General features: G+C 73.8%; 15 protein-coding genes and 1 pseudogene. 6 read left to right on the top strand and 10 right to left on the bottom strand.

Annotated features, from left to right (window positions below):
* Positions 1-15: 15 nt before the first annotated feature.
* Entirely contained in the window at positions 16-798 is a 783-nt protein-coding gene (locus O7634_RS23400) for a DedA family protein (RefSeq protein ID WP_278152272.1), read from the bottom strand.
* An 82-nt stretch (positions 799-880) separates the two neighbouring features.
* Here O7634_RS23400 and O7634_RS23395 point away from each other — a divergent pair.
* The 3 genes and pseudogenes from O7634_RS23395 to O7634_RS23385 all read left to right on the top strand — a co-directional run.
* Positions 881-1,032, top strand: a pseudogene (locus O7634_RS23395) (carbon-nitrogen hydrolase family protein); the annotation flags it as partial.
* Positions 1,033-1,142: 110 nt separating this feature from the next.
* Positions 1,143-1,583 carry a VOC family protein gene (locus O7634_RS23390; protein ID WP_278152271.1) on the top strand — a complete coding sequence of 147 codons (441 nt, stop codon included), beginning with the start codon at positions 1,143-1,145 and terminating at the stop codon, positions 1,581-1,583.
* Between the two features lie 45 nt (positions 1,584-1,628).
* A complete protein-coding gene (locus tag O7634_RS23385) occupies positions 1,629-2,129 on the top strand; it encodes a DinB family protein (RefSeq protein WP_278152270.1) in 501 nt (166 codons plus the stop codon).
* Positions 2,130-2,161: 32 nt separating this feature from the next.
* Here O7634_RS23385 and O7634_RS23380 read toward each other — a convergent pair whose 3' ends face one another.
* The 6 genes from O7634_RS23380 to O7634_RS23355 form a co-directional block, all read right to left on the bottom strand.
* Positions 2,162-2,803, bottom strand: coding sequence for a histidine phosphatase family protein (locus O7634_RS23380; protein WP_278152269.1), 642 nt, complete (start codon positions 2,801-2,803; stop codon positions 2,162-2,164).
* A gap of 33 nt (positions 2,804-2,836) precedes the next feature.
* Positions 2,837-4,291, bottom strand: coding sequence for a serine/threonine-protein kinase (locus O7634_RS23375; RefSeq protein WP_278152268.1), 1,455 nt, complete (start codon positions 4,289-4,291; stop codon positions 2,837-2,839).
* A gap of 181 nt (positions 4,292-4,472) precedes the next feature.
* Entirely contained in the window at positions 4,473-4,676 is a 204-nt protein-coding gene (locus O7634_RS23370; protein ID WP_278152267.1) for a hypothetical protein, read from the bottom strand.
* 2 nt (positions 4,677-4,678) lie between these two features.
* Positions 4,679-5,719 carry a substrate-binding domain-containing protein gene (locus O7634_RS23365; protein ID WP_278152266.1) on the bottom strand — a complete coding sequence of 347 codons (1,041 nt, stop codon included), beginning with the start codon at positions 5,717-5,719 and terminating at the stop codon, positions 4,679-4,681.
* A 137-nt stretch (positions 5,720-5,856) separates the two neighbouring features.
* Positions 5,857-6,690: a helix-turn-helix transcriptional regulator gene (locus tag O7634_RS23360; RefSeq protein WP_278154054.1), complete on the bottom strand. Its 834-nt coding sequence runs from the start codon at positions 6,688-6,690 to the stop codon at positions 5,857-5,859.
* 191 nt (positions 6,691-6,881) lie between these two features.
* On the bottom strand, positions 6,882-7,121 hold the full coding sequence (locus tag O7634_RS23355) for a DUF397 domain-containing protein (protein ID WP_278152265.1): 240 nt from the start codon (positions 7,119-7,121) through the stop codon (positions 6,882-6,884).
* 264 nt (positions 7,122-7,385) lie between these two features.
* On the opposite strand from O7634_RS23355, the gene O7634_RS23350 reads away from it, so the two are divergent.
* The gene (locus O7634_RS23350) at positions 7,386-8,036 is read left to right on the top strand and encodes a GGDEF domain-containing protein (RefSeq protein ID WP_278152264.1); all 651 of its coding nucleotides are present in this window, start codon (positions 7,386-7,388) and stop codon (positions 8,034-8,036) included.
* Here the strand turns inward: O7634_RS23350 and O7634_RS23345 are convergent.
* Positions 7,939-8,856 carry a hypothetical protein gene (locus O7634_RS23345; RefSeq protein WP_278152263.1) on the bottom strand — a complete coding sequence of 306 codons (918 nt, stop codon included), beginning with the start codon at positions 8,854-8,856 and terminating at the stop codon, positions 7,939-7,941. The two genes, O7634_RS23350 and O7634_RS23345, sit on opposite strands and share 98 nt — an antisense overlap.
* 130 nt (positions 8,857-8,986) lie before the next feature.
* Between O7634_RS23345 and O7634_RS23340 the strand changes: the two genes are divergently transcribed.
* Positions 8,987-9,637 carry an NAD(P)H-dependent oxidoreductase gene (locus O7634_RS23340; RefSeq protein WP_278152262.1) on the top strand — a complete coding sequence of 217 codons (651 nt, stop codon included), beginning with the start codon at positions 8,987-8,989 and terminating at the stop codon, positions 9,635-9,637.
* Between the two features lie 200 nt (positions 9,638-9,837).
* On the opposite strand, the gene O7634_RS23335 is transcribed toward O7634_RS23340, so the two are convergent.
* A complete protein-coding gene (locus O7634_RS23335; RefSeq protein WP_278152261.1) occupies positions 9,838-10,329 on the bottom strand; it encodes a type II toxin-antitoxin system PemK/MazF family toxin in 492 nt (163 codons plus the stop codon).
* A 132-nt stretch (positions 10,330-10,461) separates the two neighbouring features.
* On the opposite strand from O7634_RS23335, the gene O7634_RS23330 reads away from it, so the two are divergent.
* Positions 10,462-11,685, top strand: a complete 1,224-nt coding sequence (locus tag O7634_RS23330) for a hypothetical protein (protein WP_278152260.1) — start codon at positions 10,462-10,464, stop codon at positions 11,683-11,685.
* Positions 11,686-11,713: 28 nt separating this feature from the next.
* Here the strand turns inward: O7634_RS23330 and O7634_RS23325 are convergent, their stop codons facing one another.
* The gene (locus O7634_RS23325; RefSeq protein ID WP_278152259.1) at positions 11,714-12,106 is read right to left on the bottom strand and encodes a DUF2267 domain-containing protein; all 393 of its coding nucleotides are present in this window, start codon (positions 12,104-12,106) and stop codon (positions 11,714-11,716) included.
* Positions 12,107-12,202 lie beyond the last annotated feature (96 nt).

Raw genomic sequence — 12,202 nt, 5'->3', positions numbered from 1 at the left:
GGGTCGGCGGTGACGCTAGCGCTCGTCCGACGCCCACGATCCGCCCCGGTAGAGGGTTCCCCGCCCCTCGGGGTCGGGCACGCCGTACAGCGAGCGCTGCTCGACGTCGGCCGGCTCGGGGTCGCGGGCGGCGCGGCGGGCGCGCAGCAGACGGGACCCGACGAACCAGACCGCCGCCGCCACGCAGACCACGATCACGACCTTCTGGAGCGTGCCGACGTAGCCCTCGACGAGGTGCCAGTTGTCGCCGAGCAGATAACCGGCGAGCACGAAGGTGCTGTTCCAGATCAGGCTGCCCAGCGTGGTGTAGATCAGGAACGTGCTCACCGGCATCCGCTCCACCCCCGCCGGTACGGAGATCAGGCTCCGGAAGATCGGGATCATCCGGCCGAAGAAGACCGCTTTCACGCCGTGGCGCAGGAACCACGCCTCGGTCCGGTCCACGTCGCTGAGTTTCACCAGCGGCAGTCGGGCCGCGATGGCGCGCATCCGGTCGCGCCCCAACGACGCGCCGATCAGGTAGAGCGCCAGCGCGCCCAGCACCGAGCCGAGCGTGGTCCAGAAGATCGCACCGACCAGGCTCATCCGACCCTGCGCGGCGACGAACCCGGCCAGCGGCAGGATCACCTCGCTGGGGATCGGCGGGAACAGGTTCTCCAACGCCACCGCCAGGCCAGCACCCGGGCCACCGAGCCGTTCCACCAGGTCAGTGACGTAGCCGACCATTCCACCCTGGGGCGGTTCCGCAGCGGCGGTGGGGGTTCCGGTGGCGAGCACGACGTGCGACGTTCGAATCATGCCCCCACGCTACGAAGCGATCCTGAGAATCGACCATGCGGCCGACCACCCGGTCACACAGGCCGACCACACCGGGCGGGGTGTGGAGAACCGCACCCCGCTACGGCTCGCTGTGGCGCAGTCTCCGTGCGTACCCCTCGATGTCGCGGAGAACGCGCGGGCGCACGCTGACGCGGTCCGCGCGGCGCGCGCCCGGGTGGTGGCCTTCCCGAGCTGTCACTGACAGGGTACGAGGGGGAACGCGCCGGCGCCGCGCCAGTGGTGAGCACTGTGGACGCTTGGCGACTGGGCGCGGCGCCCTCGGCTGAGGCCGTCGCGTCGTAGGTGTCCGGCAGGATCGGCTCATGGACACGATTCCCGCTCGACTGTCAGTGGTCACGCTGGGCGCCCGCGACATCGGCGCGTTGCGCTCGTTCTACCGGTCGTTGGGCTGGCCCGAGGTGCCGGCGAGCGACGACGGCTGGTCGGCGTTCCTCCTGGGCGGCGTGTTGTTCGCGCTCTATCCGCTGCCGGAGCTGGCCGCCGAGGCGGCACCCGGCGTGCCCGGCCCGGCGGGTGGTTGGTCGGGCGTGACCCTGGCCTGCAACGTCGACAGCCGGGCACAGGTCGACGCGGCGTTCCGCGCGGCCGTCGCGGCGGGGGCGACGGTGGTGGCGGCGCCGACGGACCGGTCGTGGGGTGGGCGCTCCGGTTACTTCGCCGACCCGGAGGGCAACCGTTGGGAGGTCGCGTGGGCGGGCACGGCGCGCTTCGACGAGCGGGGCGCGCTGCTCTCCTTCGGTTGACGGACGCTGTTTGCACGGCGACGGCGTCCTTGGAATGCTTCGGAGGTGACCATCTTCCCGGGGACCTTCGCCGACGACGTCATCGGCCAGCCGGCCAAGACGCAGTTCGAGACGTTCATCGACGAGCACCGCAGGGCGCTCAACGACTGCCTGGACGGGCTGACCGAGGAGCAGGCACGCCGGTCCTTGGTGCCGTCGCGCACCACACTGCTCGGGCTGGTCAAGCACGCCGCGTTCGTGGAGAAGGTCTGGTTCGACGAGGCCGTCACCTGCCGCCCCCGCGCCGAGATCGGCATCCCCGCGACGCCGGACGAGTCGTTCATCCTCGACGACGGCGACACCGTCGCCAGCATCCAGCGGACGCACCGCGAGGCGTGCGAGGCGTCTCGTCGGGCGACGGCGTCGCTGGGCCTGGACGACGTGTTGCGGGGCAACCGGCGCGGCCCGCTGCCGCTACGCTGGGTCTACCTGCACGTGCTGCGCGAGCTGGCCCAGCACTGCGGGCACGCGGAGATCCTGCGCGAGCAGATCCTGGCCGCCGACTAGCATCGCCGGACGCCCGAGGCGGCCGGGCTAGATCACGCTCTGGCCCATCCGCCGGTGTCGGCGAAGCGGCGCAGCGTCCAGCGGGCCGGCGGCCAGTCGCCGGGGTCGTGGTCGGTGGTCCACTCGGTGATCGAGGCCGGGGGCACGTCCAGGTCGAATCCCCGGAAGATGGGTTGCGCGCCGAGCGCGTGGAACGCGCCCTCGACGGTCTCGCTGTGGCCGACCAGGATCACCGTGGCGCCCCGGTGCCGGTGGGCGATCTCCATGATCGCGCGGCTGACCCGGACCACCAGTTCGGCCCAGCTCTCGTTGCCGTCCTCGAACGGCCGGAACACGCCCCCGCCCGGCACCGCGTGTTCGGTGCGGAAGCGGGCGGTCGGGAGACCGTCGGCGTACGGGGGTGTGTGCCAGGTGCACAACCCGCAGTCGGCCACCGACCGGATGCCGAAAGCGGCACCGATCGGTTGGGCGGTCTCGACGGCCCTGCGCAGCACGGACGAGTAGACCGCGATCGGCCGGTCGGCGGCGACCTCGCCGGTGAGCCGCTGCGCCAGGTGGTGTGCCTGCTCGTGGCCGAGAGTGGTCAGACCCCGACAACCGTGGGGCCCACCGACGACCCCCTCGATCTGGTGGAGCGACTCGCCGTGTCGCACGAAGATCAAACGTGTCCGCATCGGGACATCATGCCAGCGGCATCGACGGGGGTATCAGTCGTCCGTACGGCCATTGGAGAAGCCGCCCGCCTGGCCGAGCAGGGCGTCGAGTTGGGCGCCGGTGCGCGCCGGGAGCCGGTCGCGCTCGACCAACTCGGCGATGCGCTCCCGCAGGTCGGCGACGCGCTCGGCCCGGTCCCTGGTGCGGCGGTTGAGGTCGGCGAGGTCGTCGCGCAGGTCCTCTGCGGTCCGTCGGTCGACCTCGCCGCGCGCGACAGCGCCGGCGAGCACCGCGGCGAACTCGCCGCTCACCTCGCGGAGGCTGACCGGCACCTGCTGCGCGACGGTCGGTGGCGCGGTGCTCGCTGTGGGTCGCGGCGGGGACGGCGTGGCCGGCGTCGGCGAATGCGTCGTCGGTGTGGGCGCCGGACCGGGGGCCGACGGCGCGCCGGCGATGTCGACCGGGCGGCGAGCGCCCGGATCGTCGAACGGGTTCTGCACGAGCAGGGCCCCGAGGCCGACCAGCACCGCGAGACCGGCCGCGACGAGCACGGCGAGGGGGCGGCGCGATCGGCGGCGGGCCGGGCTGGCGGCGACCGGGGAGCCACGGACCGCCGAGCGGTCGATCAGGGTCGGCGGGTGCGCTGCCGGGGTACGGCGCAGCAACTCGGTGGGGGGTTCGACCGGCTGACCGGCGCCGAATCGGCGGGCCAGGTAGGCGGCGCTCGGCCGGTCGGCCGGGTCGGCGGCCAGACAGGCGACGGTCAGCTCGGCGATGTCGGCGGGCAGGCCGGGCAGCCGCAGCGGTGGCACCGGGGTGCCCCGCCGGTGCACCTCCAGGGCGTCCTCCCAGCTCTGCACGGGCAGCGGCGCCCGACCGGTGAGGGTGCGGTAGAGCAGCGCGCCGAGGGCGTACACGTCACTCGCCGGGTCGGGCGGGCCGGAGCGCAGGCGCTCCGGGGCGAAGTAGGCGGGCGTGCCCATCAGCGGTTCGCCGGACTGACCGTCCAGCCCGCCGAGCGCGGCGATGCCGAAGTCGAGCACCTTCGCGCCGGTGTCGGTCAGCATGACGTTGCCGGGTTTGACGTCACGGTGCACGACGCCGATCCGGTGCGCGGCGGCCAACGCGGCGGCGATCTGCCCGGCCACCCGGACCGCCTCGGGCCAGGGCAGCGGCCCGTCCCGCAGCCGGTCGCCCAGGTTGTGCCCCTCGACGAGTTCCATCACCAGGTACGGCACCACGACGCCGTCGGCGAGGGTCGCCTCGGCGTAGTCGTACACCTGGGTCACCTGGGGGTGGGTCAGCCGGGCGGCCGCGCGGGCCTCGCGCTGGATGGTGGCCCGCAGTTGCGGGTCGGTGGCGAACTGCCCGGCGAGCACCTTGATCGCGACCGGCCGGCCGAGCACCTCGTCGTCGGCGCGCCACACCTCGGACATGCCGCCGAGACCGATCCGTTCGTGCAGAACGTAGCGGTCGTGGAGACGGAGGGTGGGCATGAAAGGTGACATGGCTTCACCATTCTGCCTGGCGAGGGCCCACTCGACCACCTTGGGTGCCCGCCCCCGTACCGTTCGTCACGTCCGTGCCGGAATGCGTCGTCGACGGGCCCGGCCGGGCCGGTCCAGATCAGGCGCCCACGGGCCCGGCCGGTGGTCGGCCGGGCCCGGGGCAGATCAGGACCGGAGCAGATCAGGAGCAGCGGGGGGCGGCGGGCGCCGGTCGCGGCTGGATCCGGTCGGCGAGCCGGCGCAGGGCGACGGCGGCGGCCCGCCGGGCCGGGGCGAGCAGCGGCGACCGGGCGCGCTCGATCTGGACCGGGGCGTCCGGTCGGGCCGAGTTGACGTGCCGGTTCATCGCGTCGAGCGCGGTGACGTAGCCGGTGGGAAGTTCCATGGTCATCTCCTCGGGACAGGTCCGGTGGAACCGCGGACGACGAGTGCGGTGGGCAGCAGCACGTGACCGGCCGCCGCGTCCGCCGGTGGGTCGAGCAGGAGCTCGGCGGCGATGCGGCCCTTTTCCTCGGCGGGTTGCCGGACGGTGGTGAGGCCCGCGGCGGCGGCCTCGGGGACGTCGTCGAAGCCGGTCACCGAGACCGGCGGGCGCTCGCCCGGCAGCTCGGCCAGCGCGTCGAGCACCCCGAGGGCGAGAACGTCGGAGCCGGCCAGGACGGCGGTCGGCGGCGCCGGCCGGTCGAACAGCCCGGCGACGGCGGCGGCCGCGGCCTGCCGACTGTTGCCCGGCGCGTTGAGCAACGTCAGGTCGGCCCAGCCCACGCCGACCTCGGCGAACGCGTCGGCGAACCCGGCGAGCCGCCCGTGGGTGGTGGGGTGTGGCACCCTGTCGACCCCGGGCAGGCGCAGCGGGCCGGCCGGCGCGTCGGGCAGCACCGAGTCGGCCAGCAGCGCGACCCGGCGGTGGCCCAGGCCGGCGACGTGGGCGGCGACGCCGCGGGCGGCGCTCCGCTCGTCGATGCCGACGAACCGCTCCTCGGGGCCGGCGTCCGCCCGCACCGCCGTGCTGACGTAGGGCAGCCCGCGCTGGCGGATCACGTCCAGCGCCCACTCCTCGTCGGCGACGCAGTAGACGCAGAACCCGTCGACGGCGGCGTTCTCCACGGCACGACGGGCGTCGGGCTCCGAACGGGGCAGTGGCACCAGCAGCATGCTGGTGCCGTGCCGCTCGGTGGCCGCCCCCACGCCGGCGAGGAAGCGGACCGCGAAGGGATCGGTGAAGGCGTACGAAAGCTGCGAGGTGAACAGCACCCCGATCGAGCCCACGAACCCTCGGCGCAGCGAGCGCGCGGTGGGGTTGGGGCCGGGGTAGCCGAGCTGACGGGCGGCCTCCATGATCCGCGCCCGGAGCTCACCGGAGAGCTGGTCGGGGCGGCTGTAGGCGTTGGACACGGTGCTGCGGGAGACGCCGACCGCGTCCGCCACGGCTTGCAGTGTGGGCTTCACCCGGCACCTCTCTGTATCGATTCAGTCTGGATCGATACAGAGACTAGCCCGACGAGTCCACACGGGTCAATACGAGAAGTCCACGCGGGACGGTGGGCGCGCGGGCGCGCCTCGCGTCACTCCTGGTAGAGGTCGTCGAGCAGCCGCCCGAGGATCTCCGGCGTCCGTTCCGGCGGCTCGGCCTCGACGCAGAGCCGCTCCATGGCCACCGCGTAGTAATCCAGGTCGTCGCGCTTGTCGAGGTAGATGGCGCTGGTGAGCTGTTCGATGTAGACGATGTCGGGCAGCTCCTGGTCGCCGAAGCGCAGGATGGTGAAGGCGCCACCGGCGGCGGCATGCCCACCGGCGGCGAACGGGATGACCTGGAGCCGGATGTTGGGCGCCTTGGTCGCCTCGATGAGTGCGGCGAGCTGACCCCGCATGACGCCGACGCCGCCGATCGGTCGGCGCAGCGCCGCCTCGTCCACCACGGCCCAGAGCAGCGGCGGGTTCTCCCGGTCGAGCAGTTGCTGCCGCTGCATCCGCAGCGCGACCCGGCGGTCGATCTCGGCGGGGGCCGCCGAGCCGTGCCCGAGCAGCACGACCGCCCGGGCGTACTCCGGGGTCTGCAGCAGGCCGGGCACGAACTGCACCTCGTAGCTGCGGATCAGCGCCGCCGCCGCCTCCAGACCGAGGTACGACTGGAACCAGCTGGGCAACACGTCGCCGTAGCGGTGCCACCAGCCGGGGCTGTTGGCGTCGCGGGCGAGCTTCAGCAGCGCTTCGCGCTCGTGGTCCTCGGTGACGCCGTAGAGGGTCAACAGGTCGGCGACGTCGCGCTCCTTGAAGCCGACCCGGCCCAGCTCCATCCGGCTGATCTTGGATTCGGAGGCGCGGATCTCCCAACCGGCGCCCTCGCGGGTCACTCCACTGGACTCCCGCAGCCGCCGCAACTGGGCGCCGAGCAGCATGCGCAGCACTGTTGGCCCCGTCGCCGGGCCACCCTCGGCGGGAACTGTCACGTGCGGACCTCCGGACACGACCCACGGCGACCGGGCGCCCCGGCCCGGCCGACGTGTAAGCATGCCATGGACCGACAGTGAGGTGAACTCCCCCGCGTCGGTAAATCAGTCCCGTCGCCGGGACGATCCACTCCGGACCATCAGTCGATCAGGTGGTCGAAGTCCCCGTCCCGCGCGCCGAGCACGAACGCGGCGATCTCGTCCACCGTGTAGATCAGCGCCGGGCCCTCCGGGTGACGTGAGTTCCGCACCGCGATGCCCGCTCCCTCGGGCAGTTCGGCGAGTTCGACGCAGTTGCCGCTCGGGTTGCTGCGGCGACTTTTCTGCCAGCTCAGCGGCGGCAGCTGAGTGATGGGTACGCCATTGGGTGGCTGCTGCATGGGGGCTCTTTCTGTTACGAGCCCGCCGGTGGGCCGTGGGAGGAGCGGCGCCGGCGAGGAGGCGCGACATCGACAGTGGACCATTCTGCACGTGCATCTGCTATTGCATCTGCACCCGATGGCGAGCATGATAACGCACGTGATCGGTGGCTATCCGTTCACTTTGAGTTACCCCCACAGGGGCAACGATCAGGCAAAACTGGGCCCGGTGCGGCACGCCGCGTCGGTCGAGGGTTGGAGGCGGTCGCGGCGATGGGAGGGCTGGTGCCGGATCCGATGAGTGTCGCCTCCGGTCTCTGCGCGGCCGGAGCGCTGCTCTCCTCATGGCAGCTGCGCCGCCGGGCGGTGCGCGCCGAGGCCGAGATCGGGCACCTCCAGGCCGAGCTGGCCGCCGAGCGGCACGCGGCGAGCCACGACCCACTCACCGGGTTGCCCAACCGGCGCGCCTTCTACCGGTTGGCCGCCGCCCTGCTCACCGACGCCGCCGGCCAGCCGTTGATCGCCGTGGTGCTCGACCTCGACGACTTCAAGCTGGTCAACGACCGGTACGGGCACGCCGCCGGTGACCAGGTGCTGATCAGCGTGGCCGAGCGGCTGGCGGGCTTCGCCGGCGACAACCTCGTCGCCCGCCTCGGAGGCGACGAGTTCGCCGGGCTGCTCTCCACCCCCACCGTCGACCGGCGCTGGATCGAGCACTCCACCCGCCGGCTCAGCGAGACCGTCGCCGCGCCGATCCGGTTGAACGGATGCAGCGTCCGGGTCACCGCCTCCGTCGGGCTCGCGCCGGTGACCGGCCCGGCCCAGCTCACCGAAGCGCTCAGCCGCGCCGACGCGGCCATGTACCAGGCAAAGAGCCTTCTCGGGCCCCGCGTGCCCCGGCAACTGGTCGACAGCGCCCTGCTCGCCGACTGCTGACGGCCGCGTCGGCGAGGGTGACCAGACCTACCGGTGACACCAGGCCCCGCACGATCCGTGCCGCCCGCTCCCGGTCGACCGCGTCGGCGTCCGGGTCCAGCGCCTGGCGGGTCCAGTCGGTGAGGTCGTCGAGCGCCCGGACCGCGAGAAACCAGGCCAGGCGCACCGGGTCGATGTCGACCGGGCCATATCCGGCGAGGGCGGCTTCCTGCTGCTCCGGGCTGATCGGCGCGAAGGCGAGGACCCCGCCGAGGATGACCAGCCGGTCGGCCACCGTGGACCACACCTCCGCCAGCTCCACGACGAGCGGATCCGCGAGGCCGACCGGCTCCGGACCGCACAGCCGCGCGGCCGTCGCGCGGGCCGCGGCCACGATCGAGGGGTACGTCGCTCCGCCCGCCGGCAGCAACCGGCGCAGCTCGTCGGTCACCGGCACCGCGTGTACGGCGGCCAACAGTTCGCCGTACGCCCGCCAGTGCGCTTCGGTCATCGGGCCGTCGAGTGCCCGCCGGTCGGAGACCCACGGCACGACCGACAGGCGAGCGCCGTCGTACTCCACGAACAGCCGCCCGTCCCCGGTGCGCAGCGGCGCGGCGATGCCCGGCACCTGGTGGTCGGCCAGGTACGCCGCCACGACCAGACCGGCCGGGTTGCCGCCGCCGCTCATCTTCACCGCGTAGCGGTCGCCGTCGGCGGTGCGCGCCAGCCACAGTCGGGCATGCTGGTCGGCGCCATGGGTCACCTGCTCCAGCGTCACCAGTCGCAGGCCGAACCCCGCCGCCACCTGCTCGGTCACCCGCCGCTCGACCCCACCTGTCATGCCGACACCATGCCAGCAGCCCGCCCCGCCGCCCAGCGCTTATCTCGCCGCGCCGTGCCCGGTCAGGTGTCCCGGCCGCGCGGGCGGGTACGGGGATTGACGGCCCATTCGACGATGAAGGGAACCAACAGTGGCGAGCATCAGTGCCCTGGTACTCAACTGCACCCTCAAGCCGTCACCGGCGCCGTCCAGCTCGGAGCAGCTCGCCCGGGAGGTGCTCGCCGAGCTTGCCGCCCAGGGCGTCGAGGGCGACCTCGTCCGGGTCGTCGACCATGATGTTCGCTTCGGGGTGTCCACCGATGAGGGCGACGGCGACGCGTGGCCGACGATCCGCGCCAAACTGCTGGCCGCCCAGGTGCTCGTCATCGCGACACCGATCTGGCTCGGCCAGCCGTCAAGCGTCTGCAAGATGGTCCTCGAACGCCTCGACGCCGAACTCTCCGAGACCGACGACGAGGGCCGGCTCCTGACCTACGGCAAGGTGGCGGGCGTCGCCGTCGTCGGCAACGAGGACGGCGCGCATCACACCATCGGCCAGGTCCAGCAGGCCCTCAACGAGGTCGGGTTCACCCTCGCCGCCTCCGCCGCGACCTACTGGGTCGGTGAGGCGCTCCAGAAGGTGGACTATCGCGACGCGGGTCCCAAACCCGACACCACCGGCCGCACCACGAAGGCCCTGGCGCTCAACACCGCGCACCTGGCCCGGCTTCTCGCCGACCAGCCGTACCCACCGCCGGACACCCGGCGTGCCGCGGTCAGCCCGAGCCGCGAACCGGCCTAACCGGCCACTGTGCGGTCCGCGGCCGAACCTGGTACGTCTGGTGTCTGTCACCCTGTCGAGCTGCCCCGGATCCGGGGCAGCTCGACAGGCACACAAGGGGAACGGGCCACGGCGGCAAGGGGAACAGGCCACGGCGGCAAGGGGAACAGGCCACGGCGGCGGGCGCGCGGGCGAACCGCCAGCCGCAGCCAGCGCGCGGGTCAGCGCCAGCCGTAGCCAGCGCGCAGCGCCTGCCCGATCCGGTCGAACCGGGCCCGGTCCAGCACCGCGCCCTCGCGGCGGATGCTGTCCTCGCGCATGGTGAGCACCCGGTCCAGCCGGACCCAGCTCGGCCGGTTGTCGCGGTCCCACTCCCCCGGCCCGAGCGCGAACCAGTGCCGCTGCCCGTCCCGGTCGCTCTGACTGGACAGCATCAGCCCGAAGAGCGTACGGCTGTGCCGCCCGACGACCAGCACCGGCCGGTCCTTGCCCTGCCGGGGGTCGTCCTCGTACGGCACCCAGGTCCAGACGATCTCGCCGGGGTCGGCCTGACCGTCCCGCTCCGGAGCGTAGGTCAGCTCCCGCCGCTGCAACGCGCTCACCTGACGGCGGCGGGCCACCTGCGCGGGGGCCGGCCCGGTACGCCGTGGCGACGGGATCGCCGCGCCCACCCGGGAGATACGTGCCGCGACATTCCTCAACAGACCAGCCACGGCGGGCAGCCTACCCGCCGCCACGGCACGCGGGACGACGGGCGGTACGACAGACTGGCCGCTGGTGGGCGTTGCCGGAGGTGGTGACGTCGAGCTGTGGTCGTGAGCCGCGTCGGCGGGCAGAGTGAGGACATGAGGACCGATCTGCACGGGCCGCTCGCCGCGTACGCCGGGCGGCTGCACGCCACTGCCGGCGACCGGCACCACGTCGCCTCCCCGCTCGGCGCCTGGTTACTGCTCGCGGTGGTCGCCACCACGGCCGGCGGCGACCCGGCCGCCGAGGAGCTGAGCCACGCTCTGGGCGTCGACCTGGCGGACGCGGCCGAGGTGGCCCGAACGCTGCTGGACGCGCCGCATCCGCTCGTCGCGTCCGCCACCGCGCTCTGGCGGCGTGCGGGCGCGGGCACGGACGGGACGGCGAGCTGGCGGGCGACGCTGCCCAGCACCACCGACGTCGGCGTCCTGCCGGACCAGGCCGGGTTGGACGCCTGGGCCCGCGAGCACAGCCTCGGCCTGATCGAGTCCTTCCCGCTGCGGCTCGGGCCGGACGTGGTGCTGGCCCTGGCCAGCGCGCTGGCGACCCGGGTGTCCTGGGCGACGCCCTTCGACGTCACCGACGCCCGGGCGTTCGGCGACGGTAGCCCGTGGCGGGGCCGACTCCGGCAGGCGCTGCGCAGCCCGGATACGGGGCATCGGTGCGCCGTCGTCGGCACCGCCCGCGCTGGTGACGTGATCGTGCACGCCGTGCCGGCGCAGACGAGCGCGGGCGCCGGGCTGGTGGTCCTCTCGGTGGCCGCCGCGCCGCGGGTGCCGCCGGCCGAGGTGCTGGCCGTGGCGTACGACCTCAGCGCCGGCGCGGCCGACGACGTGCCACCGGCCGACGCCCGGTCGCTGTTCGACCTGCCGCTCGGTGTCGCCCCGCTCTGGACGGTGCGCGAGGAGCGGGCACGCACCCGGGCCCGCGACGGGCGCGAGGAGCGGCACCATGCCCTGCTGCCCTGCTGGTCCGCGCGCAACGACCACGACCTGTCCGCGCCGGCCCTGGGTTTCCCGGCCGCCTCGGCGACGCTGGCGAGGGCGCTGGCGGTGCCGGTGCGGGCCTTCGAGGCGCGCCAGACGGCGGTGGCCCGGTTCGACAGGTACGGCTTCGAGGCGGCCGCCGTCACCGGCATGTTCGGGATGGTCAGCCTGCCGCCGGAGGGCCTGGTCCGCACCGCCGAGCTGCGGTTCGCGCACCCGTACGCGGTGGTGGCCGTCGCCACCGACACCCGGGCCGACGGTGGCACCGGGCCGTGGCACGGCGTGCCGGTCTTCTCCGCGTGGGTCGCCGAGCCGGAGGATCTGCCCGACGCCTGACCGGGAGCGGGCCGTGTTTCCACCAGGATCAGGAGTCGTCGCGGGGCAGTCGCGCCACCATCTCGTGGAACTCCCGTACCGTCATCGCCTGGCGGAGGGTGGCGAAGACGGCGGCGGTCCCGGCGCGGGCGGCGGCCGGGTCCACCCCGGCCCGCTCCTGCACCCGGCGAAGGAATTCGGCCGGGCCGGCGTCCGTCGGCGGCGCGACCGCCGCGCCGCCCTCGACCGGTGGTGGACCGATCAGGTAGCCGTCGACCCGGTCCGGGAGGCGCCCCACGGGGTCGTCCGGCGCGTCGCCGGTCACGCGTTCGGCCATCGTGCGCAGGACGGCGCGGGCGAGGGTGGCGGCCTGCCCGCTCGGCAGGCCGGACCGCCGGGACACCGCGTCGATGAAGTACGGGAAACCGTCGCCGTCGGTCACGCTCGGGCGGTTACCCCTGGCCGGCCGCGACAAACTGGCCGATCAGCGCCCTTCCGGCCGGTGGACCGGGCACGCTACCACCCGCCGCCGGGGCCG

Origin of the sequence: Micromonospora sp. WMMD1120 (assembly GCF_029626235.1) — a bacterium.
Taxonomy (GTDB): domain Bacteria; phylum Actinomycetota; class Actinomycetes; order Mycobacteriales; family Micromonosporaceae; genus Micromonospora.
The sequence above is the reverse complement of the archived record's forward strand: the minus strand, read 5'-3'. Positions and strand labels throughout refer to the sequence as shown.

Bases quoted from the DNA above. Each gene is read 5' to 3' on its own strand.
- O7634_RS23400 (WP_278152272.1), bottom strand. From the start codon at position 798: ATGATTCGAACGTCGCACGTCGTGCTCGCCACCGGAACCCCCACCGCC.
- O7634_RS23390 (WP_278152271.1), top strand. From the start codon at position 1,143: ATGGACACGATTCCCGCTCGACTGTCAGTGGTCACGCTGGGCGCCCGC.
- O7634_RS23380 (WP_278152269.1), bottom strand. From the start codon at position 2,803: ATGCGGACACGTTTGATCTTCGTGCGACACGGCGAGTCGCTCCACCAG.
- O7634_RS23375 (WP_278152268.1), bottom strand. From the start codon at position 4,291: ATGTCACCTTTCATGCCCACCCTCCGTCTCCACGACCGCTACGTTCTG.
- O7634_RS23370 (WP_278152267.1), bottom strand. From the start codon at position 4,676: ATGGAACTTCCCACCGGCTACGTCACCGCGCTCGACGCGATGAACCGG.
- O7634_RS23360 (WP_278154054.1), bottom strand. From the start codon at position 6,690: ATGCTGCTCGGCGCCCAGTTGCGGCGGCTGCGGGAGTCCAGTGGAGTG.
- O7634_RS23355 (WP_278152265.1), bottom strand. From the start codon at position 7,121: ATGCAGCAGCCACCCAATGGCGTACCCATCACTCAGCTGCCGCCGCTG.
- O7634_RS23345 (WP_278152263.1), bottom strand. From the start codon at position 8,856: ATGACAGGTGGGGTCGAGCGGCGGGTGACCGAGCAGGTGGCGGCGGGG.
- O7634_RS23330 (WP_278152260.1), top strand. From the start codon at position 10,462: ATGAGGACCGATCTGCACGGGCCGCTCGCCGCGTACGCCGGGCGGCTG.